Below are 26,943 nucleotides of genomic sequence, written 5' to 3'. Positions count from 1 at the left end.
TGAATGTCCGTAAAAAAGGTTGCTTATCAGGGATAAGTTTAAATATCTGATCATTTTTCATTGCCGAGAGATGGATTCAGCACAGACTAAAACGATGATATCCAAAGGCAGTTTCGGCCTATTTATAGTACTGAATTTAATATTAACATGTATAGATACAAAAAAAAGATCTTTTGGGCATTAACGATGTCGCTTTTATGCGGTACACCTGCGCTTGCCGTTTCCGCAAATAGCCAATCTAGTTTTCCTTCGGAACAAGATAGCACTCTGCAGGTGCAATCTGTCGAGCTATTAAATCCAACGACTGTTCAAGTTCGTTATACAAACAAACAGAGTCTATTAATGGATTTTTATGGTGAAAATATTTTTAGGCTTTTTCAAGATAACAAATCAAGTGTAGTCCGTGACCCCGAGGCATCGCCCGCGGCACAAATCCTTGTAGATAACCCACGAGCAGGCGTCAAGGATCTAAAGATTTCCCTAGAAGAAGGCGGATGGCATGTTAAGACACAATCTGTTACAATTGAAATTAATAAACAGACATCTTTATTAAGAGTTTACGATAATAAGCGTAAAGAACTTGTATTGCAGACAACTGCTCCTATAGAATTTGATAATAAAAACGTGACGGTCACCCTAAAGGAGGACCCCAAAGAATACTTTTTTGGTGGGGGAGTGCAAAATGGCCGTTTCTCCCATAAGGGGAGAACGATTGCGATTGAGAACACGAACAGCTGGACCGACGGAGGTGTTGCCTCTCCGACACCATTTTATTGGTCTACCAAAGGCTATGGAATCATGTGGTACACATTCAAAAAAGGGAAGTATGATTTTGGAAATACCCAAAGAGGCCAGGTTAGACTTACTCATGATGGAACCTACCTTGATCTGTTCATAATGGTAAGTGAAACGCCTGTCGGAATTCTGAACGACTTTTATCAACTAACCGGTAACCCGGTCCTCTTACCAAAATTTGGTTTCTATCAGGGACATCTAAATGCGTATAACCGCGATTATTGGAAACAGGATGACAAAGGTGTTTTGTTTGAAGATGGTAAACGGTATAAAGAAAGTCAAAAACAGACGGATGGCACAATGGAATCCTTGAACGGAGAGAAAAATAATTACCAATTCTCCGCTCGGGCAGTAATAGATCGATACGCTAATCACGATATGCCATTAGGATGGATACTTCCGAATGACGGGTATGGTGCAGGTTACGGACAAGATTCGACACTGGATGGAAACATCGAGAATCTTCGTAAGCTGGGCGATTACGCACGGCAAAAAGGAGTGGAGATCGGTTTATGGACACAATCAGACCTTCACCCAAAAGAAGGTATTGAGCCATTATTGCAGCGGGATATTATTAAAGAAGTACGTGATGCCGGTGTACGTGTGCTCAAGACGGATGTCGCTTGGGTTGGCGCTGGTTATTCCTTTGGTTTAAATGGCGTTGCGGACGTTGCGCATATAATGCCTTATTACGGTAACAATGCGCGTCCTTTTATAATCTCCCTAGACGGCTGGGCAGGCACGCAACGTTATGCTGGAATATGGAGTGGAGATCAGACCGGCGGGCAATGGGAATATATACGATTCCATATTCCTACCTATATCGGGTCAGGACTTTCGGGCCAGCCTAATATTACTTCTGATGTCGATGGAATATTTGGAGGCAAGAACTTTAAGGTCAACACACGTGACTTTCAGTGGAAAACATTCACACCTATGGAATTGAACATGGATGGATGGGGTTCAAATGAAAAATACCCCCATGCGTTAGGCGAGCCTGTAACTTCAATCAATCGCTTCTACCTGAAATGGAAATCCGAATTAATGCCGTATGCATATAGTATCGCACATGAAGCCGTGGATGGTAAACCTATGATTCGCGCGATGATGCTTGACTATCCGAATCGTTATACTTTAGGTACTTCGACACAATATCAATTTTTATACGGACCATCAATACTTGTAGCTCCAATTTACCAAGAAACGAAAGCCGATACCCTTGGAAATGATATTCGAAATGGAATTTACCTCCCAGAGGGAAATTGGATTGATTACTTCACAGGTAATCGTTATGCTGGAAATATTGTTCTTAACGATTTTGCAGCACCTATCTGGAAAACACCGGTATTTATTAAAGCAGGAGCAATAATTCCTGTAACGAATCCAAATAACAATGTTTCAGAAATTAATAGAGAGCACCGTATCTATGAATTGTACCCAAGCGGTCACTCAAGTTTCGTGGAATATGACGATGATGGCACTACGCAAAGATATAAAGACAATCAAGGTACCACAACGTTAATTGAATCAACTTTAAACAAAAAGGGTCACCTTCTTATTTTGGTTCATCGTGCGAAAGGTGATTTCGAAGGATTTAAAAAGGAGAAGAAGACAGAATTTAGGGTAAATGTTACGTCCAGACCTAAAAAGATAAATGCCTCCGTTGGTAAGAAGAAGATTAAACTCAAAGAGGTAAAAAATCTGGATGCTTTCCATTCCGGAGAAAATGTTTTCTTTTATCAGGAACGACCAAACTTGAATAAGTTTGCGACCAATGGTTCCCAGTTCAGCAATCAGGAGATTGTCAAAAACCCTTTAGTGCTTGTTAAAACACAATCAGCCGACATTTCCAAGGCAGAAGTAAAACTTGAGATAGAGGGGTTTATCTATAGCCCTGAGGATCCGTTTAAGTTATCCACAGGTGAACTGAATGCGCCAGCCGAAGCAAAAGTTACCGAAGAAAATAGGAGCGCTTATACATTAATTCCAAGCTGGGCCAAGGTCGCCAATGCCGATTATTACGAGATCGAATTTGATAGTTTAATTTACAGTTATATTAAGGATACGTCACTTCTATTTGAAGGCCTTACGGCTGAAAGAGATTATAGCTTTAAGTTGAGAGCTGTTAACAAGGATGGTGTTTCTGATTGGGTAACTCTGAACGCCAAAACAAAATCTGATCCATTAGAGTTCGCTATCAGAGGAATAACAGGCAATACCACTGCTCGAAACCAGGGTGGCCAAGGTGCGAATAATTTATTTGATTTTGACGAGGGTAACATGTGGCATACGCACTGGGATGACAAAGCAGTGCCTTTTGATTTAATCATCGACCTGAACAGTTTTAATACAATCGATAAGTTCCAATACCTGCCTCGTTCGGGTAGAGGAAACGGGACATTATTGGAAGGCACCGTGTCGTATAGCAGTGATAAAGAATCATGGTCTGTTGCAGACGAATTTAATTGGGCTAATGACGACACCAAGAAGGAGTTCTCGTTCAAGGAGCGGCCGAATGTCCGTTACATCAAAATTTCGGTTAAAAAAGCTGTCGGTAATTTCGGCTCAGGACGTGAAATTTATGTGTTTAAAGTTCCCGGAACGGAAAGCTATCGCCCAGGTGATATTAATAATGATCGTCTTATCGACATGAATGACTTCACCTCGTATATTAACTATACAGGACTAAGGAAAGGAGATGCCGATTTTGAAGGATACGTAAGCAATGGCGATATCAATAAAAATGGGTTAATTGACGCATACGACATATCAGTTGTAGCCACCAGACTAAAGGGGGGAGTAATGGACTCCCGCGGCACCGATCTGAAGGGCAAATTGACATTAACGACGGCAAAAACTTCCTATGCAAAAGGTGAGACAATTGAGATTTCGATGAATGCCGAAGGGCTGAAGGACGTTAATGCTTTTTCCTTTGCTTTACCGTATAACGCTCAAGATTTCGAATATCTAGGGATCATTGGTAAAAATACGGGGAAGATGGAAAATCTAACTAACGATAGGCTACACAGTAATGGGCAGAAAGCGCTTTATCCAACTTTTATAAACACTGGGAATAAGGAGGCTCTGAATGCAAAAGATGGAACTGTACTTTTAATCAAATTTAAAGCGAAACGGAATGTGAAATTCGATCTGCACGTGATCGATGGCATGCTGGTGGATAAAAATTTACACAGTATGAAGTTTTAGAATATTAATACCTACGCCTAAATCCCTCATGGAATACACAAAATTGTATTTCGGGGGGATTTTTTTGTAGCATTTTTTTTCATATTATTGTCAGTAATATGTAATCACATAAGATTACCTTCCTCCCAAGAGAAGGCTAAATAAAGTATAGTTTTTATAAAAAAGTGGATTTAATTTGCTATTTCAAGTTGTTTTTCCTAAATTAGCGAAGCTCGTAAAGATAAAGCATTCTGCTTTATCGGGTTTATAAAAATCCATAATTTACGATTTATTATTCGCTTTAAACTTCCTTGTTACAGAAGTTTCCCTATAGAATTCAATGAATTCTTCTAATTAAAAGCAAAACGGACTTATAGTTAATGACACTCCTTTGTTAAAGGGGTTTTAATTTTTATTTATGAACAATTTCAAAATTGGTATTATTGGCGCAGGTCCGAGTGGACTGGCGATGTTACGTGCATTTGAAGCGGAACAAAAAAAAGGTAATCCTATTCCAGAAATTAAATGTTTTGAAAAACAAGATAACTGGGGTGGTATGTGGAATTTCACATGGCGTACTGGAGTAGGTAAATATGGAGAACCCCTGCATGGAAGTATGTACAAATACTTATGGTCAAACGGGCCAAAAGAATGCTTGGAATTCGCTGATTATACGTTTCTGGAGCATTTCAAGAAACCTATATCTTCTTATCCACCACGCGAAGTACTATTTGATTACATTCAAGGTCGTATCAAAAAGAGTAAAGCCCGTGAATTCATTCAATTTAACACTGTAGCACGCTGGGTCGATTACCTGGAAGACCAACAACAATTCCGAGTTGTTTTCGATGACGTGAAGAACAATGCTACCTTCGAAGAGCATTTTGACTACTTGGTTGTCGGTACTGGCCATTTCTCGACGCCCAATCTTCCGTATTTTGAGGGGATCGATAGTTTCCCTGGAGCGGTTATGCATGCACATGATTTTAGAAGTGCAGACCAGTTTATCGATAACGATATTTTGATAATAGGAAGTAGCTATTCAGCTGAAGATATCGCTGTACAATGTTATAAGCACGGAGCGAAATCCGCCACGATTTCTTATCGGTCCAATTCAATTGATGCGAACTGGCCCAAAGGAATCGAAGAGCGTCCACTAGTAACACATTTTAGAGGAAATACAGCATTCTTTAAGGATGGTAGCAAGAAGGATTTTGATGCAGTAATCGTCTGTACAGGCTATCAGCACAAATTCCCTTTTTTACCGGATGATCTCCGCCTGAAGACAAAAAACTGCCTATACCCTGATAATTTGTATAAAGGCGTCGTGTTTAACCTCAATCCGAGGCTTCTTTTCTTGGGAATGCAAGATCAGTATTATACGTTCAATATGTTTGATGCACAGGCGTGGTTTGCACGCGACTACATCTTAGGGCGCGTTGATTTACCTTCCTTAACCGACCGTAATACGGATATCAAGAAATGGATAGATAATGAAGCAGATACAGTAACAAACGAAGAGCATGTTGATTTTCAAACCGCCTATATTAAAGACCTTATGTCTTTTACAGATTATCCAACATTTGACCTTGATAAAGTTGCCGACATGTTTAAAGAATGGTTGAACAGTAAAGAAGAGGATATTTTAAATTACAGAGACAAGGTGTATCGCTCGGTGATGACAGGTACACTCGCTTGTGAGCACCATACCTCCTGGATGGATGAACTTGATGATAGTTTACAACGTTATCTCGATGAAGGAATAATAGATGGGAAGGAACTTGCACGGCTCAACTAATACCGAATAATAGGGATAGACCGTTTAAGGCCTGTGATTAATTTCATGGGCTTTTTTTGTATCTATATATAACTAAATATCAACATATCATTTTGGTTACACCTTGTCTATTCGGTATTCAATTTTGAGAAGATCATGGAAACTAGTGGTAAATTTCTCCGCCATAACATTCTGATAATCTGCGGCAAAATGGTAGTAAAGTTCATGCGCCTTAGTCTCTTGTTTAGTTTGGATTTTCGCCTTGATAGAGTAGCAAAGCGCCTGCTCATTAATCGGATCAAACTGAAATATGCAATCTGCAATCTGAATCGTTTTATACGGGCGATTATTTATCGCTGAAAAGTGAAGATCCTGCAATAATATGGGAATTACCGTTGATTCTGTTTCCTCTTTTAATTTATCAAACACGATATCGTCAGTGCCCAGCAGAAATTTGCCACGAGACAAAATACTGAGGTATTGGTCAGTGTTGCGCGTTTCCGGTTTTTCAGCCACCAAGCGCATGCATTCAAGATAATCGCAATAACAATCGCCAGTGATCAGCAGGTGGAAATGTCCTTTATCAAAAACAACTTCCGCTCCAGACAACTCATTTAGTACTTTTCTTAAGTTATTGATAGTAACCCCTCTCAATGTCTTTGCCTTTTCTTTTTCTTTATCTGGCCATAGCATATGGTTTAAAAGTTGAGAGCTAATACCATTGTCGTTTGTTTTGGAAAGTAATAAACAAAAAAGCTGTCTTAGGCGAAGACTAAAAAGATGTGAAATGTCCCTACCGTCTTGGTTTATAACCGTAAAATCACCAAAAAGAAGAATGCAATTCTTTTTTCTTTCTTCGGCCTGGACACTCGGTTTTACCTCCACCGTATCGGGTTTCTTTATTATTGAGAGACTTTTTTTAGTATTGCGTATAAATAGTGCCAAACCCGAAGCCAGAAGGAGGCCTAGCGTTGATAATACAATTTTCATCGTAGGATTAGCACGCTGAGGAAACGCATTTAAGGAACCTTCCGATATCGGCGGGAAATCAAGAGCAAATACTGTTAACGTGGAGCTAGTATCGTCAGCAGATTCCTGGACAAGTGTTATTAGTTTTTTTTGAATTTCATCGTAGTATAGCTTCGCTCGCGTGGATATCCGATCAGAGAATATCGGAATAGAATCGCCTAGAATTACATGCTGCCCATTGTGTATATTATAACGATACAATTTGATAAAGGAGTTGGTTAAATGCTCAGGATACCCCAGTAAATACAAATGATTACTATTGGGAATGACAATCCCGCGAGCAGGGACGAAGTCGACCTGTTCGCCCGGTAATGCCCATTTCTTACGCAACTCGCCTTTTTTCATATCTAGTTCATAGAGGTCGTAAAAATATTTTCTACCAATGATATGTTTTCCCGCCTCATTGCCCATTCCTCCAAACAAGTAAACTATGTCCGGGTTGTCCGACCGGTAACCTGCAGAACTAAAATATCGGGGAATAATATGGTCGCCTTGAAAAGTAGGCAGAGTTCTCCATGTACCATCTTTTATTGAATATCTGTAAAACTGGTTACTATAGAGCATTGCACCGTACCCGCCAAATAGCGTAAATGTGCCACTTTTCGCATTATAAAAAGAACTGTGATGATGAAGCTCAATATTAGGTTTATTATTACTCTCAGCAGCCCACAAAAGTGTTGACAGATCGAGGCTAGCAACCGCAGGTCCATTGTAGCTTTTCTCATAAAATGTTTCGTACACATACAACTTGTTAGCTTTCTCATCAACGAAGCTATTTCCTAGTAGAATATTAACCGGACAAGGAGAGGCAAACTTGAAACTTTTAGATTCGTTCGTCCGTATACTATAAATAGTTATGCTGTCCTTGTTAAAATAATATACTTCGCTTTTGAGTTTATTGTAATCAGATCCCGAGTATTGGAGTGAAGATTTCTTAAAGGTGTTTTTCCAATGATAAGAATCGTTTATTAACCATATAGGATTGCTTACCTTCCCTAACACGGTACCATTTTTATCGTGAACAGACGTTCCTACGTGTTCTAGAAATGGGAAAACGTACGATCTCTCGTCATTTCCAATTGAAAGATTCCGGATAGCAATAGGGGGTACATCGATCAGATGATCACTTTTTCCGAAAATGATCGATGGATTATATATTCTGGGCAGATCGACCGATTGGCTACGTAGCTACGTGTAATTTGCAGATAATGAAACTTTATCATTATCCATATCGAGGTGAATATGCACTGGAAACCAGCGCTGTTTATGTAAATTTTCTTTTTTAATAGTTAGAGTAATGAGACTAGTTTTTCCTTCTTCATTCAGACGTAGTACCGCATCATCGCCTTCCTCATCATAGTGAAGATTTAAAATCGTGGCGCGTTCCTTATTTTTTATACGGAGAACGTACCCAATCGGGTTCAAGTTATTCAACGCTAGTTCAAATTTTATATCGAGCTGATGCTTGAATTCAGCCTGATATTCGTGGAAAAATTCAACCGACGTACGCTCATTTATAGGCTTGTGTCCGCCGTTAAATTGTAAACCTTGACCGGAAACACCATCTATATTTAATATCATGAACCAAATAAGACATACTAGCAAGAACAAACGAATTAGCTTACTGCTAAAATTCTCAATTAACCGCCAAACTCCTTTCACAATGATTATCTCTAATTGATTTATACGTAAAATTAGTTAAATAATAACAAGAAGTAAAATCGATTTAGCTTTTCGATCCGAATTGAAGCTGTCCAACCTTTAAATAAAATAATATTCCGCAAGCTTAAATCTATGGGTTAAATCATTTTTTTGGGTTAATAGTGATTTTTTAACCCAAATTTTAATCTATAGCGCTTAATATTGATGCTAAATTATAAACAAGATTCTAACCAAATCGAGCATTTAACACCTTTATAATGAACCATAAAAAATTAGCTTCATTGCTATTTCTCGCATTACTATCTGTAGTAAGTTTCGGCTGTAGCTCGAAAACAGACATAAACAGGTCTAATCCATTAGAAGATAAAACAAGTGATCTGGGACTTCGCAACCTAGAGCGTGCAATGGGAATTATCGACACGGCCATGCTATTTTATTTTACAGGAGAGGAAATGGTTATGAGCCGCTTTTACAATCCTTTTACGGCGGTCCGCTCCGAGGAACGCGGCAGTGTATGGATGTATACCAGCGCGATTGAATCGGTTAATGCAGTATTACATAGCTTAACGCTCGCCAAACAGAATGGCTATTCTAAGTTATATGATGCGCAGTTTTCTCGCTATACAAACTTACTTTCCCGTCTTTACGATAACGCCGATTATTACCTAGGTACGTTTGAACTTACCTCATTTACGCAAACCAAATCTTGGTCTGTATACGCCGTTGATAGAGTAAATCAGAAGGGTAAAGCGAACGTGACTGGTGTATTAAACGTGTACGATGATCAGATGTGGTTGATCCGAGAATTATTGGAATCCTACCGATTAACAGGTGAGGAGAGCTATCTACAAAAAGCGGAATATCTTACCGCTTACGTCCTTGATGGCTGGGATACTACATTGGACAAACAGGGCGATGAGAATGGTGGTATACCTTGGGGACCGGGGTATGTTACAAAGCACGCTTGTAGTAACGGGCCAATTATTAGTCCACTGGTTTGGTTACATGAAATATATGCGGATAAACCTGCAGAAATCGAATACCGATTTATCGATGCTCAAGACCATAAAACGAGGGTAAGCGTGATGAAACCAAAATCCACCTACTATTTAGATTATGCTAAAAAGGTGTACGATTGGCAATACAGCAAACTACTCGATCAAGACGGCGTATATGCCGATATGATGGGCGGTTGCGGCGATTGCAAAATTGTTTACGAGACCATTAACGGAGTTCGCTACCGGGCTAGTACGCAATTAACTCAACCTGCGGGAGAGGCCTATACATATAACAGCGGGACCATGCTATCTGGTGGGGCGGATCTTTTTCGCGTAACAAGCGATGAAAAATATTTGAATCATACCAAAACTTTATCCGAGGCGAGCTTCCGAGTTTTTGCAAGTCTAGACAAGGATCTTCCTGGCTATTACAGTTACGGAACGGAGGGATTTCGCAACTGGTTCAACGGAGTACTTCTACGCGGTTTCATGGATGTCCATAATATCCACTCCGCAGCAATTCCTGCGATCACCAGCTTTCAAAAAAACCTGGACTACGGTTTTAGTCAATTTAAGCAGCAAGGATTACTCCCCACAGACCTACTTAAAGGGTGGGGAGATAGTGAAAAGGGCCGTGGCGTTGAGGGTATGTTTCAGTTTACATTCGCTGCAGAATATGCGCTATTGGCCCGTTATGAGTTTGAAAACAATATTAATCAGAAATAATCTAACTATTTATGCTAATCAAATTATGTGATAGAATACCGAGTCGACGTGTATTAAGCTTACTCGTTATGGTTCTGATACCCTTTATACTTCTGGCACAACAAAATGTGACGGGAACGGTGACCGATATCGATAAGGCTCCAATTTCTGGGGTTTCGGTAACGGTGAAGGGGTCCCCGGAAATAGGTACGAGCACAGACGTATACGGGCGGTACTCCTTATCGGTCCCCGCGGATGCAATTTTGTTGTTTTCTTTTATTGGATTCGATAACTTGGAAACAGTCGTTGGGGGCAACAATCAGGTGAATGTTACGCTCAACAGAAACGAAGAATATCTCGATGAAGTTGTCGTGGTAGGCTATGGTACACAAAAGAAGGTAACACTCACCGGCGCAGTTTCAGATATTCAGGGAACCGAGATGCGCGCGACAAAGAACGAGAATCCCCAAAATATGCTTGCTGGCCGCATCGCCGGTGTTCGTGTTTGGCAAAAAAGTGCCGAACCGGGATCTTATCGAGCAAATTTTGATATTCGTGGAATGGGGGCGCCCCTCGTGATTATCGACGGTGTACCGCGTTCTATAGAAGATTTTCAACGCCTTAACCCAAATGATATCGATAATGTTTCGGTACTAAAAGACGGTGCTGCGTCTATTTATGGAGTACGCTCGGCAAACGGTGTTATGCTCGTTACGACTAAAAAAGGAAAAGAAGGTAAAGTCGCTATCGGCTATAATGGTTCCTTCACGTTCCAGCGCCCTTCTGGATTGCCATATCTTGCAAATGCTATCGATGCGATGACGCTTTATAATGAAAAATCCATGAATAATATTAACGGAGGTAGTATCATCTACACACCTGACGATTTTGAGGCTTATCGAAACGGAGAACGTCGATCTTCCGATTGGACCTCCTTGGTGTTTTCCGAAGTATCACCACAAACATCTCACGATATAAGTTTTTCTGGAGGAAGTGAAAAAGTGCAATATTACATCGGAGGTGGATATGCATCGCAAGAAGGATTTTTCAAAACCGGCGATTTGAACTATAACAAAACCAATCTGCGTTCAAATATAAGTGCTGAACTAACGAAAGGACTTAAACTGGAACTCAATTTAAGTGGAATGTCCGATGTCCAAAACAATCCTTATTACAGTGCAGTAGATATTATTCGGAACTATTGGAAGCAAGGAATGTTGTTTCCTGCATATGCTGATCCCGAAGGCACAATGCTAAACTATGAAGGACTTGACCTGGAACAAAATACAGTAGGGATGATAGATTCAGATATTTCAGGATATAGAAGCTACAAAAAGAAAACTTTACAATCCTCGGCTGTCCTGAATTTCGATTTAGGTGTTTTTACTCCTTCACTAACGGGACTGTCGGCTAAAGCGCTGGTTTCCTATGACTATCGCACAGATAATAACAGTAGCTTCCGCAAAGAATATTTCCAATATGCCCTAGATCCAGTATCAGGCACCTACAATCAAAAACTATTTGATTTGAGCAGCCCCAATCGTTTACGCCGCGAATTTTACGAAAAACAGCAGCTTCTAGGTCAATTCGTTTTAAACTACAGCCGCACGTTTTCCGATGACCATACTATCGGAGGGTTGTTAGGTTGGGAGGTTCAAAAAAACGACGGTGACAACTTCTACGGTATGAAAAATCTTGCGTTTGCTTCAGATATACTCCTTTCCGGAGTGGAAGATGGGCAGATGACAGGAATGTCCGGCGGGTTAGGGGATTATTACGACGAAGCTAAAGCCGCTGTTATTGGCCGTGCAAATTACGATTATAAAGGTCGATATATACTGGAAGGTCAGTTTCGTTACGACGGATCTTCAAGGTTTGCCTCGGGAAACAAATGGGGATTTTTCCCTTCAGCTTCAGCGGCATGGCGCATCTCTGAAGAACCATTCTTTCAGGATGTCGATGCATTAGACTTCGTAAACCAATTTAAAGTTCGTGCCAGCTATGGTGTGCTTGGCGATGATCTTTCAAATGACTGGGACTTTGGTTGGATCCCGGGTTATATTTATCCTTCAACCAGCGGGAATTCAGAAAATGGTTACTTCAACCAATATGCGCCAGGATATATGCTCGGCGATAAATTTGTAACTGGGGTGACACGTAAAGCGATAGCGAACCAAGCAATTACCTGGTACGAGGCTCGAACCTTTAACGTCGGTGTGGACTTCGATGGATGGAACAACTTGTTTGGTTTTACACTAGATTATTTCGATCGGCGCCGCTCGGGATTGTTCCAACGCCGTACTGGACTATTCCCCACCGTATTAGGAACGACACCACCGCTTGAAAATGCTAATAGCGATCAGAATTTCGGATTAGAACTCGAGCTTCGGCATAAAAATAAGATTGGCGACTTCCAATACAGTCTAAAGGGGATAGCAACCATAACACGTAACAAATACCTTACTGCTGTACAGAACGGTCCATACAAAAATTCTTACGACCGCTGGCGTAACGACAATCTAAATAACAGATACCAAGGTTTCCAATTTGGATATGAATCGGCAGGACGGTATACGAGCTGGGACGATATTCGAAATTATCCTGTTTATACCGAGCGAGACGCTTTGCCTGGCGATTACAAGTATTTAGACTGGAACGGTGACGGGGAAATTAACGGTCAGGATGAACATCCTTTTGCATTCGATCAAACGCCATGGTTAAACTTTTCAATGAACTTAGAGGCAGCATACAAGAACTTCGATTTAGCGCTCTTGTTCCAGGGGTCTGCCTTGGGATCGATGGAATATAAAGAGCCGTTATATGCGATTTGGGGAAGCAACGGTGGAGGAACTCTGACTCAATACTTGGATAGGTGGCACCCGGTGGATCCGACAGCCGATCCGTACGATCCGTCTATTGAATGGGTGGAGGGTTACTATGGTTATACGGGTCGGTATCCAAAAGCAAATTCGCAATTTAATCGGGTGAGCACATCATATCTACGTCTAAAGAGTGTCGAACTAGGCTACACTTTACCACCTCTATCTTCATTGCGTATGCGCGTATTTGCTAACGCCTATAATTTGTTTACGTTAACCAAAGTTCGATTTGTCGATCCCGAACATCCGGACGATGATTTAGGGCGTATGTACCCGCTTAACAAAACGTTTACCGTTGGACTTTCGATCAGCTACTAAAATTTAGTGATCCTACGATTACGACATTTATATTAAAAGAAATACGATGAGAAGAATTCTAATTATTTTATCTATAGCCAGCATATTAGGCATTTCGTCTTGTGTTGAGCTGGATATTACACCTAAAAATATAGTGACAGATGATGATCTGTTGAACACGCCTGCCGGGATGGATATTTATATTGCTCGGATGTACAGTCATATGCCTTTTGAAGACTTCAAATACATGGCCCAATGGGGGTTAGAGTATAACGGTTGGCTTGCTTCGCTTGGTATCGAAGGAACGGGAGAGGCCGTAAATAGAGATGGTATTACAGCATCGTTCACCGGCGAACGTACAGCCTACTGGGGACAAGCATTCGAATTGATCCGCGACGCCAATCATCTAATTGAAACGCTTCCTAATTACCAAGCTGAATTTGCGGAAGATCAGTATAAACATTACCTCGGGGAAGCTTATTATGTTCGTGCAACCACATTCTATGCGATGGCGCGCCGATTTGGAGGAATTCCGTTAGTAACCAGTGTTATTCAGTACCCCGCCGAGGCGCAAGAGATGGAAGTGCCGCGTGCCAGCGAGGAAGAGACATGGAATCAGATTCTTTCAGATTTTGATCAAGCAGCAGAACTCATGCTTCCACAAAGTCCAAAAAAGGGATATTCTAATAAATATGTAGCCTTAGCTTTTAAATCGCAGGCAATGCTCTATGCAGGAAGTGTGGCAAAATATAATCAGACTGTTTCCGGAAGGCTGACCGGACTTGGAGAGAAAACAAATGTACGCGTTATAGGTTTTGATGACGACAGCTGGCAGCAAGCCTCGAACAGATATTTTCTTGAGGCTTATGAAGCCGCACGTGAGGTGATGACTAAAGGGGGATACTCCCTCTACAAAAAGCGGTGGCAAGCCGATGATAAAGAGGCACAATACCAAAACATGGTAGACATGTTTAGCGACCTCACTAGTCCCGAGAATATTTATGTAAAAGAATATTTATTTCCCACTCTCACGCATGGTCTTGATGCCTATAGTTCACCTTTTACCTTTCGCTCGCCACTCTCAGCTGGCACATGTCCAACGCTTGACTTTATCGAGCTCTTCGATGGCTTCCCTAGATATCCTGACGGATCAATTCGGGTTACAACAGGTAGCACAAATACCGACGGAAACTACGTGATGTATGATGAGCCGATGGATTTTTTCGAAAACGCAGAGCCGCGCTTACGTGCATACGTAATTTTTCCAGGAGACCAGTTCCGAGGTCAACAAATTGAAGTACGCGGTGGTATATATACAGGAGAAACTCCGGTAAAGCCATTGTTTAACAACTACGCTTATAACACAGCGGACACCCGTTATCAACATCTAGCAGCCTATACACAAAGTCCTAAACAGCTCTACCTTAGCCCCCGCGATGGGAGCAGTCAGGAACATGTAGAATACCAAGGGCAGCTGATGCCTGCTGCCGGGGAAAATGGTCCATTTTACGATAACGCGGAAGCAACGGTAACAGGTCTATATCTTCGAAAATGGCTTCAAACTAGTCCTACGACAGAAATTGGCGAAGGCAAATCCGCACAACCCTTTATTTTAATGCGCTATGCTGAAGTTTTACTAAACGCAGCAGAAGCTGCTGTTGAACTTCAATCTGCAGGTGTTGCATCACCTGACGGTAGTGACATGCTACAAGTTGCGACAACTGCTATAAACGAGATTCGCGAGCGTGCCGGAGCTGAGCTCCTCAACGGACCACTTACTTCATCTTCGCACGATAGAGATCTCGTGCGCAAGGAACGGCGGAAAGAACTTGCTTTCGAACATAAAACAAAATGGGATTTACGTCGGTGGAGGGTATTACACTACGAAGGACGTAACGGCTTTTGGGGAGAGGAACGCCCTAAAGAAAAATACAGTAACAATGAAAATTTCCGTTTCCGAGGTCTTTATCCATTCTTTTCGATACAGGAGGGCAAATATTTTTTTGATGCTCGTTTTCAGTGGGTTTCCTCAAAAACATTTGGTTATACCCCGTTAGATTATTATTTCTCAATCCCTAGTGGAGAGGTGGCTAAAAGTGCCGTAATTGATCAACAACCAAACAGATAAAGCAATGAAACAGATGGTAATAAATAAAATATTTTTAAGTAGCTTCATCCTCTTTACGAGTATGTTTAGTGCATGTAGCTTTTTCGAGCGTGATAATTTCGAAGCGCCCGACGTCACTTTGGCTGGTGAGGTGGTTGACGTGCTGTCGGGGGATCCAGTCCTTACCGACCAAGGCGGAGAAGGTATTCGTGTTCGCCTTACAGAGCTAAGTTGGGGTGATAACGTTGAACATAATCCAGATTTTTTTTGCAAGCCTGACGGGACATTTCTAAATACCAAGCTCTTTGCGGGACATTATAATATCACTGTAGATGGACCTTTTATTCCAATTGTACGTGAAGCGGCTGATGGTAAAGTGCTAGCAGATGAAAGTAAATATATGGATCTAAGCGGCACGAACACTGTCCGTTTCGAAGTACAACCGTTTCTTCGCGTTCAATGGGTAGGAGAACCAGTAGTGGAAAATGGGAAGATCTCGGTAAAAGTGAAAGTTGAGCGAGGTGTAACCAAAGAAGACTTCCGCGCTAAAGTGGAGCCTATGGGTAACTACAATGAAGACTTCGTGAATATCACGGACGTGCAGCTTTTCGTGAGCTATTCATCCTCAGTAGGATATCGCGCTCGTGACGAACGATGGTCAAGTAAACTAGAATATAGCGGTACTGACTTCGATCCAATGCTAGGGGAGACTATAACGTTGGTGTCCAGTGGCGAAATTCCTGCCGGTCGTACGGTATATGTTCGCGCCGCATCACGTATAAATTTTGATACACCAAGGGGAACCGGGACGCGAAGGTGGAACTATAACGAGGCGAAAGTCGTAGTTATACCGTAACTATCCGATTTAAAATCTAATTCTTAGATAATACTATGCAAATAAACTTTAAACTAACTGCTGGGGTGATTTTTTCGACATTTATCGTAAACCACGTCCACTCACAGACGGTAGATAACGTAAAAACAACATTTCAGACCTCACGAGAGTGGAAACCTACCATCGATAATCGTGCTGACGCAGTAATGATCTACGGGGTTGGCGGAAATCCATCAGACAAATCGAAACGAGTCCCTTTTGTTGAGCGCGTAAAATCGTGGAAAGATAGGGGATATATCCCGCACTTTATGACGGGTATTGCTTGGGGCGAGTATCAAGACTATTTTACAGGGGATTGGGATGGAAAGCCTCATCTCGATGAGGGGCAAGTGACCATGGAACAGGATACCATTTGGCATGGTCATATGGTGCCTTATATAGTTCCAACGGACAATTTTTTAACTTACCTCAAAGAGAAACATATCAAACCGGTAATCGATGCCGGGATCGACGCAATTTTTCTGGAGGAGCCAGAGTTTTGGGCAAGAGCCGGTTATAGTGAAGCCTTCAAACGAGAGTGGAAAAAGTATTATGGTTTCGACTGGCGTGCTCAGCATGAATCACCCGAAAACACTTACTTGGCGAACAAATTAAAATATGCATTATATTTAAAGGCATTAAATGAAGCGTTTACCTACGCGAAAGAATATGGAAAAACTAAAGGTATTGACGTTAAATGTTATGTCCCTACCCATTCACTGATAAACTATTCTCAGTGGAAGATTGTCAGCCCCGAAGCACAGCTCGCATCATTGCCTGTTGTTGACGGATACATCGCTCAAGTTTGGACAGGCACCTCCAGGGAACCTAACTTTTTCAACGGTAAAGAGAAAGAACGAGTGTTTGAAACTGCTTACTTAGAATACGGGTCGATGGAATCGATGACGGCACCTACCGGCCGTAAAATGTTTTTCTTAACTGATCCTATTGAAGATTGGCCACGCGACTGGTCCGATTACAAAAAAAATTATCAAGCAACGTTCACAGCGCAGCTCCTTTATCCCCAAATTGCAGACTATGAAATTATGCCATGGCCCGAACGGATATACGAGGGGTTATATCGAACAGCAGCAAATAGTGAGAAAAAGGAAAAAATACCCCGCCATTATTCCACGCAAATGCAGGTAATGGTAAATTCTTTGAACCAGATGCCTTTAAGTGAGAACAAACTATCCGGATCCGCAGGCGTCAGTGTGTTGATGGCAAACTCGCTGATGTTCCAGCGCTTCCCAACGCATGACGGCTACGACGATCCACAATTAGCAAATTTCTACGGACTGGCTCTACCACTTCTCAAACGTGGCGTACCAGTCAAAACCGTTCATATCGAAAATTTAGGATATCCAGAAGCACTTGCGCAAACCAAGGTGCTTCTAATGACATATGCCAATATGAAACCATTGGACCCCAAAGCGCACGAACAAATCGCGAGTTGGGTCAAAAACGGTGGTAAGCTTATTTATTGTGGAACAGACACGGATCCTTTCCAGACTGTCCAGGAATGGTGGAATACTAAAGGAAACAGTTATGCTTCACCTTCAGAACATCTTTTTAAAAAAATGGGTATAAATATAAAAGATAGAGTTGAGGGAGGTGTTTTTCAATATGGAAAAGGAGCCGTCAATATCTTGCGTGCAGACCCCAAAGACTTTGTCCTTCGCGAAAATAATAGTCAGCGCTTAATTGAATCCGTACGGACGTTCTATGATTCTAGAAACAGCAAGCTAACCTTTAAAAATAATTTCTATTTGCAACGAGGCATGTTTGATTTAATTGCAGTGCTCGACGAAGGTGTGAGCAATGAGCCCTACCAAATGGACGGAATCTTTATCGACCTGTTTGATCCCAAATTACCGGTATACACCACGCGGTCAATAAAACCCGGTGAACAGGGATACTTTCTGAACGTTGAACGGGTAGAAAATAGAAATACGCCTCAGGTATTAGCCTCAGCCAGTAGGATATATGAAGAGCAGGTTAGTCGTAATGGGTATCAATTTATCGCTAAAAGTCCCATTAATACCAGCAACATCGCACGTGTATTATTGCCAAAAGTTGCTAAAAAAGTATTGGTCAACGGCGTAGACAAATTCGATAAGGAGAATTGGGATGCGATTTCACGCACCTATTTACTAGCCTTTGAAAATGACCCAGATGGTGTAACCGTACATATTACCTGGTAGTTTAATAAAACAATGCGTTGTCAATACATCTCGAAATAGCTAATTGTAAGATATTTTTTAAGATCGTTTGTTGAGTAGTTTTGTGTTAAGGGGTCGGTTTGATTATTCAAATCGACCCTTTTCACCGCTAATCCGTCTGACCAAATCCATCAGATCCGGCTCAATTAGAATGCTTGAAATTTATTGAAAGAGCTATACCAGCAGTTTGTGATATAGCTCTCTCACCCTATTAACAGACCAGTTAAAATCCTGGGTTTTGTTCAATAGGCGTCTCGTTGATATCAATCGCTGATTGTGGAATTGGACGATATAGTTTATCTGATCCGTCAATTCCTCTAAATGCATTATCGACTCCGACCAGTTTTATATCGTAGTTGTATTTAGCACAGAACTCCTTGAGTTTCCCAGTTCTACGAAGTTCTGGCCAGCGAATATACTCGCCGATAAACTCTTTCGCACTTTCAATTAAATACGCGTCGAGCGCCTCGCTCTGATTGTTTGCTCCAGCGATACTCTGAATAGGAGCGAGTAAACCACCATCTTTAGCATTACCTGGTCTGGCTAGCACCTTGTCTACATACTGTCCCGCGGTTTGAAAATCATTTAAACCGATGCAGGCCTCAGCATATAGAAAATAAGTTTCTGCCTTTCGTGCCAACACGATATCACGAATGCTGGCTTTGGTATCGAATACATTTCTTGTTTTAGGACTATCAAATTTTTTGATTACAGGCGTACTCATATCAATCTGGTATGCTGCCCTGTACGCCTGTTCATTATATTTAAACGGATAATACCGGAAGTTGGATGCAATTTGATCCCCTTTATCTGCGGCCCATGCTAATGAATCAGCCTTGGTAAATTCACGTCCCCAGACGCGTGGATAATACGCGCGAATTGGAATCACGGTTTTATCTTTCGTTGCGTCGTAATAGTCAAAATATTGATCATAGATAGTCAACATAAAAGTTGCTTCATAGCGAGCGTCGTTCTCGGTGTAATAATTGTGTAAGCTCCACGAAGGTATAAACGCAGATGTCATGTATTTATGATTGAGTTCAGCGCCACCAAGGTATGGACCGAATAAGGACTGTTGGTTGTTCCCCGATCCGGTACTTGGGATTGATTCGAGGTCATACTGCACTGCAAAGACGACCTCTTCGTTCATTTCGTTAGTTGGATCCCACAGCTGCTCATACGGAATACTAATTGTATATCCATTGATTGCTTCGGACGCGTATTGTTTTGCTTTTTCAAAGTCAGCATCACTGTCCAAATCCCATCCACGGGTCAAATATACTTTCGCTAAATAGTGCTTCGCTGCCGTTTTACTAACGCGGGATTTATCATCCCCCAACTGATCGACAACAGCTTCCATTTCACTGATTATGAAATCATAAGATTCTTGTAGCGAGGCCCGCGGGAGTTCCATGCGCGGTCCCCCTAGAGTCGGTTCGTTGTTAATGACGATTCCGCCGAATTGCTCGACTAGTTGGAAATGGTAAAAAGCGCGTAAGAAGCGCATTTCCGCCAACCACGCTGTCTTTTGTTCAACGTCCGCTTCGACAATGTCGTTATAATATATCGCAATATTTGTCGTTTGTATTGCGCTATAGCAATTCGTATAAAAGTTAAGGACATCACTATTATCCGCATAGAGTTGCGTATATTCCATCATCGCACGATTATCAAATCCTCGATTCATTTGGTAGGTATCTGTCCCCGCTAGAAGAAGCCAGGGTGTATCTCCAAAAACTGTTCTAAGCGAACCGTAAGCAGCAGTGACCACCGTTGTGTACCCAGCCTCAGTCTTGTAAAATTCATCGTTATTCGTTCCACCTCTATTATCTTCATCTAAAAACTTGGAGCAACCACTTAGTAGCAGGCCGGCAAAGAGGGTGATATATGTTAGTATTCTCATGATTTTCATTCCTAATTTTTAAAACCTTATGTTAACACCTAATTGATAGGTAATACTGCTTGGACCATTTCCTTCTTCGAGTGAAGTTGTCGCATATTCCGGATCCCACCCCTCGTAAGAAGTAAAAACCAACGGGTTTAATACGTTTGCATATATACGGAACTGCGACATTTTCCATTTGGAGATGACATGTTGAGGTAAACTGTAACCCAACACAATATTTCGAAGCTTGACGAATGATGCAGAGGTATAACGCCCATTATTGCCATAGTATGGTCCCTTATTTTGCGGATGCGGGTACTTTGCATTTTCATTCCCTTCACCGCTGGTACCCCAAACAGCTTTGGGACTACCATCAGGGTTTGTGTCCCAGTTTGTCCAGTCATAGCGCTGTACACCAGGTGGCACATAATAGTCGTATTCAATTTTAGGTCTACCTCGTTGCGTGCTGTTAGGACCAAACTCGTCTAGGAAAGGAGAGGAAATAAACATACCCTGTCTCGCGTATAAGTTAAAGGAAAAATCGAAGTTTTTATATTGTAAATTGTTTGTAAAACTGCCTATCCACGAAGGATCCGGACCGCCAAGAATTGTTCGATCTTCGGGAGTGATATTACCATCGCCGTTCATGTCTTGAGCGATCGCTTGGCCGGGTTGTTGGCCAAACGTGGCAGCCTGATCAATTTGATCCATACGCCAAAGTCCGATCATGCGATAGTCGTAGATAACATTGATCGGTTGGCCGATAAAACGCTGCTCAGCAATGACATCTTCTTTTTTACCATATAGGCTACGTATGGCATTTTTGTTATGCGAGAACATAAAAGACGTCGTCCAACGGAAGTCATTTTGGTCAATGTTTGTGGTAGTCAAGCCGACTTCGATACCTCGGTTATTCACTGATCCGATGTTATCGATCATGTAGTCGACACCCGATTCAATTGTTAAGGTCCGCTGCATGAGTAATCCATCTGACAATTTATCATACAGATCAATATTACCCTGCACGCGGTTGTTGAATAAACTAAAGTCTAATCCAAAATTTACTTCACGTGTTTTTTCCCATGTCAGCGATTGATTAACCGGTCTTCCCGGTGCGAATCCAGACAACACAGCGCCGTCGTAGTCATACCAAACTAAAGAGCCTGTTTGAGGCCCTTGTTGAGTACCGAAAGGATTTATTCCATTGTTATTTCCTGAGTACCCCCAGCTTACGCGCGCTTTCAAATCGTTGATTGCATTAATTTGCATGAACGGTTCTTCAGAAATACGCCAGGCGAACGCAGCAGAAGGGAAGGCGGCCCACTTATCTTTCAATTTTGAACTCCCGTCATAGCGGATTGTACCGGTTAACAGGTAACGTCCTTTGTAATCGTAATTTGCACGAGCGGCAAACGAAAGTAAACTAGTTTCTGTATACGAAGAACTAGATCCGTCCGATACAAATTTTCCGCTATATAGGTTATACCACCAAGACGGGTAGGGGAGATCCATTGACTCTGCGGAAAGATTCTCGTAACGTGTTTTATAGGCACTTTGTATCAATGACAAGTCCAGTTTATGGTCCTGATTGAACTGTTTTTTATAATTGATAACATTATCCCAAGTCCATTCTAAAGACTCCTCGTTATTTTGATATGCTTGATCTTGATTACGGGTTCCCGGAACTACGCCATAATATTGGCCTGTACGGGTTCTATTAAACCGTGGAAGAAAGGAACTGCGTATCGATAGATCTTTCATTGGGCGCAGTTCTGCAAATACGCTCGATAGAACATCATATTGCCGAATCTCTTCCGTACCGCTGTTAATCTCGTTAAGCGGATTAGGGGAACTTGTGAAATTTCCTAGTCCTTGAATCGCAGACGCAATCCCTGGCTGGGGGATAAGTTCCCCATTCTCATCATAAGCACCCAAAATATTTGGCATCCGCAGGATATCTCTGTAACCATACTGGCTACCGAAATTATTCACGCTATGTACGAAATTAATACTCGCCCCCGAGGTGAACATATCTGAGAATCGATGTTGAACCGACAGTTTGAGTGTATAACGATCCAGCTGCTCCTTAATGAAGTTACCTTCTTCCTGTTGATACCCAACTCCCAGATTATAGTCTAGCTTGTCGGAAGCACCGGCGACACCAATATAATGATTCTGTTGCCGTCCGCTTTGGGTACCTAATCCCAGCCAATCTTCGTAATCCTCGTTATATAATCTATTTTCTAGCAGCGGCGATTTTTGAAGAATTGTTTCCGGGTTAGCTAAATTATACTTTTCGTTGGCATAAGTGTAAAATGCAGAAGTTCGGAAATCGACCCATTCGCGTCCATCCATAAATTTCGGAATTCGAGCAAGCTTTCGAATTCCGTAATACCCGTCATAGGTTATGGTCGATCTCGTATTGCCGGGGCTATTCGCATTTTTAGTTTTGACGATCACGACTCCATTGGACCCTCTGGAACCATATATTGCCGTGGACGACGCATCTTTTAAGATGTCGATCTGTGCAATGTCAGCTGGGTTTAAAAAGTCAATATTAGAAGTCGCGATCCCGTCAACGATGTACAAGGGGTTGCCCGCTTGAAGGGAGTTTTGGCCACGTACCTGTATGTTGAATGTCGCCCCGGGACGTGTTGAATTACTGCTAATATCTACCCCCGGAACTGTTCCTTGAAGGGCGGCCATAGCGGATGTTGTACCTCTAGCCTGGAGATCTTTTCCTTGAACTGTGCCTACTGCGCCCGTAAGATCCGATTTTCGTACGGTTCCGTAACCGACTGCAACAGCCTCTTCCAATGCCACTTCATCACTCGGTTCTAATGTAACCATTAGTGCTTTACCGGGCTCGGCCTGAAGTTCCTTTGTATTGAAACCGATTAAGGAGAATTGTAGTGTAACCGGTTGCGTAGATTGGACCATAAATTTAAAGGTGCCGTCATCGGCAGTACTCGTTCCATTGTTGGCGTCGGTGACACGTACACTCACGCCTCCCAGCGCGGTTCCCGTAACGTCAGTGACAAGGCCACTAAACTCACTTGATTGCCCAATTGCATACCCTCCATAAAAGAAGAGTACAAACATTAATAATAGGTTTTTCATGAAATTTATAAGTTGGTTATTACTTTAGTTTTCTGTTGTTCAATGGTTATTTCGGCATCATTCAAGGGACACCATACCAAGTCATCAATCGTCGTTTCTGGTTGTCAAACATATTCGTAGTTTATAAAGGTTTCACCAATGAGGTTTACTCACGTGTGTTCTGATTAGCTTAGATGAATGTAGGTAAATAAAAGTAGTATTCGATGCACATGTGCCGCTAAAAACTACGCAATCGTTACCGACAACGTTTCCGTAATATGGAATCTTCTTTTACCGTAGCGGCAAGAAAAAACAGAATAAAACTAATTAAAACGCATTTATTCAACATGACAAATAACTAATTCGGTTTTTTTTTGTTATCTCTAGTAACGCACCTATGTGCGTGAATTATAAAATATTGACGGTAACGATTATGGATATCACACATCTTAATAGAGAAAAATTAGAATATGTGATTAGTGTTGTCGACACTGAATACGCATTCTATTTCAGCACCCAGGAAACAGACAAAGATAGTCTGCGAGATTATTTCTTTCACCGTACTGAGGATGGCGGAGAAGTTTTTAGTTTGGATCAACAAGCCTACGAACAGCTCCCATTGAGAATACGAACGAGAGTTCAGGATCTGATTTTCAAAGTTGAGTCGCGTTAACCTAATTTAAAGGCTATTTAGTGATTGATACCAGCAAGATTACAACAGGCAGATGGTACCAACAAAGCTGAAAATTGGTCTCGTTTTTAATTTCCTCCTTTATTATTGCCTATAATTGTTTAGATTTACTTCATCAGGTTCAACCTGAAAACAATATTACTACAGACTTAAATTTTGAAATTATTATGAAGCGAATCGCTTATGGATGCTTGGCATTGACGGGGTGCTTAATGTTTTCGACCCCCGCCCAGTCGCAGATCCTTAAAAATATCGGAAAAAAACTCGAACAAAGGGCTGAGAAAGTTATTGATAAAGGGCTGGAAGATGTTCTTTCGTCGCCCTCCGCCACAGCAAACCCTTCAGAAATGGCACCTAACGATGATATATCTACGCGATCATCAGGGCAGACGGGCCCGTTTAAAAATATACCATTACTTGAAAATGATTTTATTAGAGGCGATGAGGTAATCTTTTTTGATGATTTTTCGGAAGAAAAGATGGGGAAGATGGCTAGCAAATGGACGAGTAATGGTACGGGGACCGTACAAGCTGTTGAAGGATTCGACGGAGCTTGGCTAAAGTTATTTGATGCCAATACATACAAAATAAAGCCGCTTGTACGTATCCCGGAGAATTTCACTGTCGAGTTCGATCTTTTAACCCTCTCTTCAAGCGAAAACAAGTTTCAAGTGGATTTTGGCTTTGATTACCAACAAGGGGTTGGTCGTCATTACTACCTAGCCTACCAAAACCCGGTAAACATTGAGGCATCCTACCAATTTAACCATTTTAACTTTAACAGTAACGAGGTCACTCCGAATAAGAAAAGTGAGATAGAGGCGAACATGTCGTATTTCGTAAATGATATAATGAAAGTAAAACTCAAAGTAGAAGGGGATAGAATGAGCGCGTATGTCAATGAGTACAAAGTTTTGGATACGGAAATGATCGATCCGGCGACAAAAAAGTATTTCTATATAGGGGTCAATAATGAGAAAAACGAATCCAACATATTTATCAGTAACGTAAGGATTAGTAAGTTGTAAAATACAGAGTTATGCCGACTGTATCTTGTAATAGCTCGATAATTATAGCAACGCTTTTTACAAATCATTAGTTTTTCGCAAAAGCATCCGTCATTTGGAGGAGACTAAATACAGCGTTCTTTAAATAAAAAAAATCCTGAGGCGGGGAGCTCCAGGATTTTACCAAACCAATTATTAACCTAAATTATGAAATTATACATCTAAAACGCATTAGTTTCTTCGCTAGTATAACGAAACTATGTTCTTAACGTTTTTTAACATTTTTATAGCTTTCTTGAAAAATGAAGAAGCCCAAAATGTAAAAATTTTGGGCTTCTATAATCTGGTATTAATTGCAATACCCCATACATTCAGCATGCAGCTCACAAATTACCAGTGATATTAATAAAACCAGTCAAATACAATTTTGTTTTATTTTTTTATTTTTTATAAGATGCGTTAACTGTTCCAGTCATCTTCAGCATGCCCTGGGTCTGGTATTTGTCGAATAATCGCGGTAGCCTGCTCGTCTGCTGATATGCCGTATCCATTTACGAATACACCTTTGGTGTCGTCATTCTTGTTGTGCATTGCATATAGAATTGCTTCATCGTCTACATCGTTCATTGGAGCAAAACGATAAATTCTGTCGATTACAAGATCATTTATATTAACTTTCTTGCCGCCAGTTATATAAGATTCTTGCACTTCGAGCAAATTGTAATCCATTGTATAACCGCGTTCTTTTAAAATATTGATAACTTCACTTAAGGTTTTTTCTGTATGAATCATAAACTAAATATTGAAAGTTACATATTGATTTATTCCTAAAGTTAACAAATATTTAAATAGAAATGTTCAACGAAATCAACATACAAAAAAAGGTTTTCAAACGGGGAGAATGAAAACCTTTAGCTAACCAATTATAAACCTAAATTATGATGATACAAAGATAGTGTATTTTTAACACTAAGACAAATTTTTAAAAATAATTTTTCGATAAAAAACTACAAACAAATATAATCCCCTGTAAGTATGGTTTGTTATCGTTTCTTGTAATCGAAAAGAAGTAGCATAATCATGGATGCAACAAAGAATAGGAAAAAACCATTTTTAAGGTCCACCGACACATCGTAAATAGAAAAGCATCCTGCGGTTAACAGAATGCCTTTCTATAAAGTGCATACCCATTTTATCGCCCGCCCGGAGGACAATTCGCTTTTAAAAACCGAGTGTAGATTGTGCCCAAATGTGCAGAAGTACCTTTACCCTCGCTGATCGAATGGCTGCGATTAGGGTAGGACATCATCTGAAATGGGATATTGTGCTCAATCAAAGCGTTAATATATACCTCCGCATTTTGATAATGTACATTATCGTCTCCGGTACCATGAATCAACAGGAGGTTTCCTTTCACGTTTTTTGCATACGTAAGCGCGGATCCATTTACGAAGTCCTCTTTATTCTCTTGAGGAAGCCCCATATATCGTTCTTGATAGATATTATCATATAGAAGTTGGTTGGTAACAGGGGCAATTGAGATCCCTGTCTGGTAGATCTCTGGATATTGCCCGAGCAGGTTTAATGTGGACGCTCCACCTCCTGACCATCCCCAAACCGCTACCCTTGTTGTATCAACAAAGCCGAATTTAAATACTTCTTTCGCCCCCATTGCCTGATCGCGAATATTTAAACGACCAATCTTCCTATAGATAGATTTTCGCCAAGCA

General features: G+C 41.2%; 15 protein-coding genes. 9 read left to right on the top strand and 6 right to left on the bottom strand.

What is annotated here, in order from left to right; genetic code table 11:
* The first annotated feature begins 147 nt into the window (after positions 1 to 147).
* Positions 148 to 4,002, top strand: coding sequence for a TIM-barrel domain-containing protein (locus HP439_RS04995; RefSeq protein WP_172389246.1), 3,855 nt, complete (start codon positions 148 to 150; stop codon positions 4,000 to 4,002).
* A gap of 397 nt (positions 4,003 to 4,399) precedes the next feature.
* Positions 4,400 to 5,779: an NAD(P)-binding domain-containing protein gene (locus HP439_RS04990; RefSeq protein WP_172389245.1), complete on the top strand. Its 1,380-nt coding sequence runs from the start codon at positions 4,400 to 4,402 to the stop codon at positions 5,777 to 5,779.
* 96 nt (positions 5,780 to 5,875) lie between these two features.
* Here the strand turns inward: HP439_RS04990 and HP439_RS04985 are convergent, their stop codons facing one another.
* The gene (locus HP439_RS04985; RefSeq protein WP_172389244.1) at positions 5,876 to 7,789 is read right to left on the bottom strand and encodes a tRNA wybutosine-synthesizing protein 4 beta-propeller domain-containing protein; all 1,914 of its coding nucleotides are present in this window, start codon (positions 7,787 to 7,789) and stop codon (positions 5,876 to 5,878) included.
* 186 nt (positions 7,790 to 7,975) lie between these two features.
* A complete protein-coding gene (locus HP439_RS04980) occupies positions 7,976 to 8,368 on the bottom strand; it encodes a hypothetical protein (protein WP_172389243.1) in 393 nt (130 codons plus the stop codon).
* Positions 8,369 to 8,706: 338 nt separating this feature from the next.
* On the opposite strand from HP439_RS04980, the gene HP439_RS04975 reads away from it, so the two are divergent.
* The 5 genes from HP439_RS04975 to HP439_RS04955 are packed head-to-tail and all read left to right on the top strand — an operon-like array spanning position 8,707 to position 18,513.
* Positions 8,707 to 10,173, top strand: a complete 1,467-nt coding sequence (locus tag HP439_RS04975; RefSeq protein ID WP_172389242.1) for a glycoside hydrolase family 76 protein — start codon at positions 8,707 to 8,709, stop codon at positions 10,171 to 10,173.
* An 11-nt stretch (positions 10,174 to 10,184) separates the two neighbouring features.
* On the top strand, positions 10,185 to 13,349 hold the full coding sequence (locus tag HP439_RS04970) for a SusC/RagA family TonB-linked outer membrane protein (protein WP_172389241.1): 3,165 nt from the start codon (positions 10,185 to 10,187) through the stop codon (positions 13,347 to 13,349).
* 46 nt (positions 13,350 to 13,395) lie between these two features.
* The gene (locus HP439_RS04965; protein WP_172389240.1) at positions 13,396 to 15,456 is read left to right on the top strand and encodes a RagB/SusD family nutrient uptake outer membrane protein; all 2,061 of its coding nucleotides are present in this window, start codon (positions 13,396 to 13,398) and stop codon (positions 15,454 to 15,456) included.
* 4 nt (positions 15,457 to 15,460) lie between these two features.
* A complete protein-coding gene (locus HP439_RS04960; RefSeq protein WP_172389239.1) occupies positions 15,461 to 16,291 on the top strand; it encodes a DUF3823 domain-containing protein in 831 nt (276 codons plus the stop codon).
* A 35-nt stretch (positions 16,292 to 16,326) separates the two neighbouring features.
* Positions 16,327 to 18,513: a hypothetical protein gene (locus HP439_RS04955; protein WP_172389238.1), complete on the top strand. Its 2,187-nt coding sequence runs from the start codon at positions 16,327 to 16,329 to the stop codon at positions 18,511 to 18,513.
* Between the two features lie 241 nt (positions 18,514 to 18,754).
* On the opposite strand, the gene HP439_RS04950 is transcribed toward HP439_RS04955, so the two are convergent.
* Together HP439_RS04950 and HP439_RS04945 are read right to left on the bottom strand one after the other, a co-directional pair.
* A complete protein-coding gene (locus HP439_RS04950; RefSeq protein ID WP_172389237.1) occupies positions 18,755 to 20,434 on the bottom strand; it encodes a RagB/SusD family nutrient uptake outer membrane protein in 1,680 nt (559 codons plus the stop codon).
* Positions 20,435 to 20,452: 18 nt separating this feature from the next.
* Entirely contained in the window at positions 20,453 to 23,536 is a 3,084-nt protein-coding gene (locus tag HP439_RS04945) for a SusC/RagA family TonB-linked outer membrane protein (protein ID WP_172389236.1), read from the bottom strand.
* Between the two features lie 412 nt (positions 23,537 to 23,948).
* Between HP439_RS04945 and HP439_RS04940 the strand changes: the two genes are divergently transcribed.
* Together HP439_RS04940 and HP439_RS04935 are read left to right on the top strand one after the other, a co-directional pair.
* Positions 23,949 to 24,188 (top strand): hypothetical protein, encoded by a 240-nt coding sequence (locus HP439_RS04940; RefSeq protein ID WP_172389235.1) that lies wholly within the window; start codon positions 23,949 to 23,951, stop codon positions 24,186 to 24,188.
* Between the two features lie 185 nt (positions 24,189 to 24,373).
* Complete coding sequence (locus tag HP439_RS04935; protein WP_172389234.1) at positions 24,374 to 25,234, top strand: hypothetical protein; 861 nt, start codon at positions 24,374 to 24,376, stop codon at positions 25,232 to 25,234.
* A gap of 438 nt (positions 25,235 to 25,672) precedes the next feature.
* On the opposite strand, the gene HP439_RS04930 is transcribed toward HP439_RS04935, so the two are convergent.
* Positions 25,673 to 26,005: a hypothetical protein gene (locus tag HP439_RS04930; RefSeq protein WP_172389233.1), complete on the bottom strand. Its 333-nt coding sequence runs from the start codon at positions 26,003 to 26,005 to the stop codon at positions 25,673 to 25,675.
* Positions 26,006 to 26,405: 400 nt separating this feature from the next.
* Positions 26,406 to 26,943: alpha/beta hydrolase family protein (locus tag HP439_RS04925; RefSeq protein ID WP_172389232.1), on the bottom strand; the 538-nt coding region annotated here is incomplete at its 5' end.

The sequence above is a fragment of the Sphingobacterium shayense genome (assembly GCF_013179575.1).
Classification (GTDB): Bacteria; Bacteroidota; Bacteroidia; order Sphingobacteriales; family Sphingobacteriaceae; genus Sphingobacterium; species Sphingobacterium shayense.
This window is presented reverse-complemented; position numbering and strand designations above follow the sequence as displayed.

Bases quoted from the DNA above. Each gene is read 5' to 3' on its own strand.
- HP439_RS04955 (WP_172389238.1), top strand. From the start codon at position 16,327: ATGCAAATAAACTTTAAACTAACTGCTGGGGTGATTTTTTCGACATTT.
- HP439_RS04980 (WP_172389243.1), bottom strand. From the start codon at position 8,368: ATGATATTAAATATAGATGGTGTTTCCGGTCAAGGTTTACAATTTAAC.
- HP439_RS04960 (WP_172389239.1), top strand. From the start codon at position 15,461: ATGAAACAGATGGTAATAAATAAAATATTTTTAAGTAGCTTCATCCTC.
- HP439_RS04950 (WP_172389237.1), bottom strand. From the start codon at position 20,434: ATGAGAATACTAACATATATCACCCTCTTTGCCGGCCTGCTACTAAGT.
- HP439_RS04970 (WP_172389241.1), top strand. From the start codon at position 10,185: ATGCTAATCAAATTATGTGATAGAATACCGAGTCGACGTGTATTAAGC.
- HP439_RS04975 (WP_172389242.1), top strand. From the start codon at position 8,707: ATGAACCATAAAAAATTAGCTTCATTGCTATTTCTCGCATTACTATCT.
- HP439_RS04965 (WP_172389240.1), top strand. From the start codon at position 13,396: ATGAGAAGAATTCTAATTATTTTATCTATAGCCAGCATATTAGGCATT.
- HP439_RS04995 (WP_172389246.1), top strand. From the start codon at position 148: ATGTATAGATACAAAAAAAAGATCTTTTGGGCATTAACGATGTCGCTT.
- HP439_RS04945 (WP_172389236.1), bottom strand. From the start codon at position 23,536: ATGAAAAACCTATTATTAATGTTTGTACTCTTCTTTTATGGAGGGTAT.
- HP439_RS04940 (WP_172389235.1), top strand. From the start codon at position 23,949: ATGGATATCACACATCTTAATAGAGAAAAATTAGAATATGTGATTAGT.
- HP439_RS04990 (WP_172389245.1), top strand. From the start codon at position 4,400: ATGAACAATTTCAAAATTGGTATTATTGGCGCAGGTCCGAGTGGACTG.
- HP439_RS04935 (WP_172389234.1), top strand. From the start codon at position 24,374: ATGAAGCGAATCGCTTATGGATGCTTGGCATTGACGGGGTGCTTAATG.
- HP439_RS04930 (WP_172389233.1), bottom strand. From the start codon at position 26,005: ATGATTCATACAGAAAAAACCTTAAGTGAAGTTATCAATATTTTAAAA.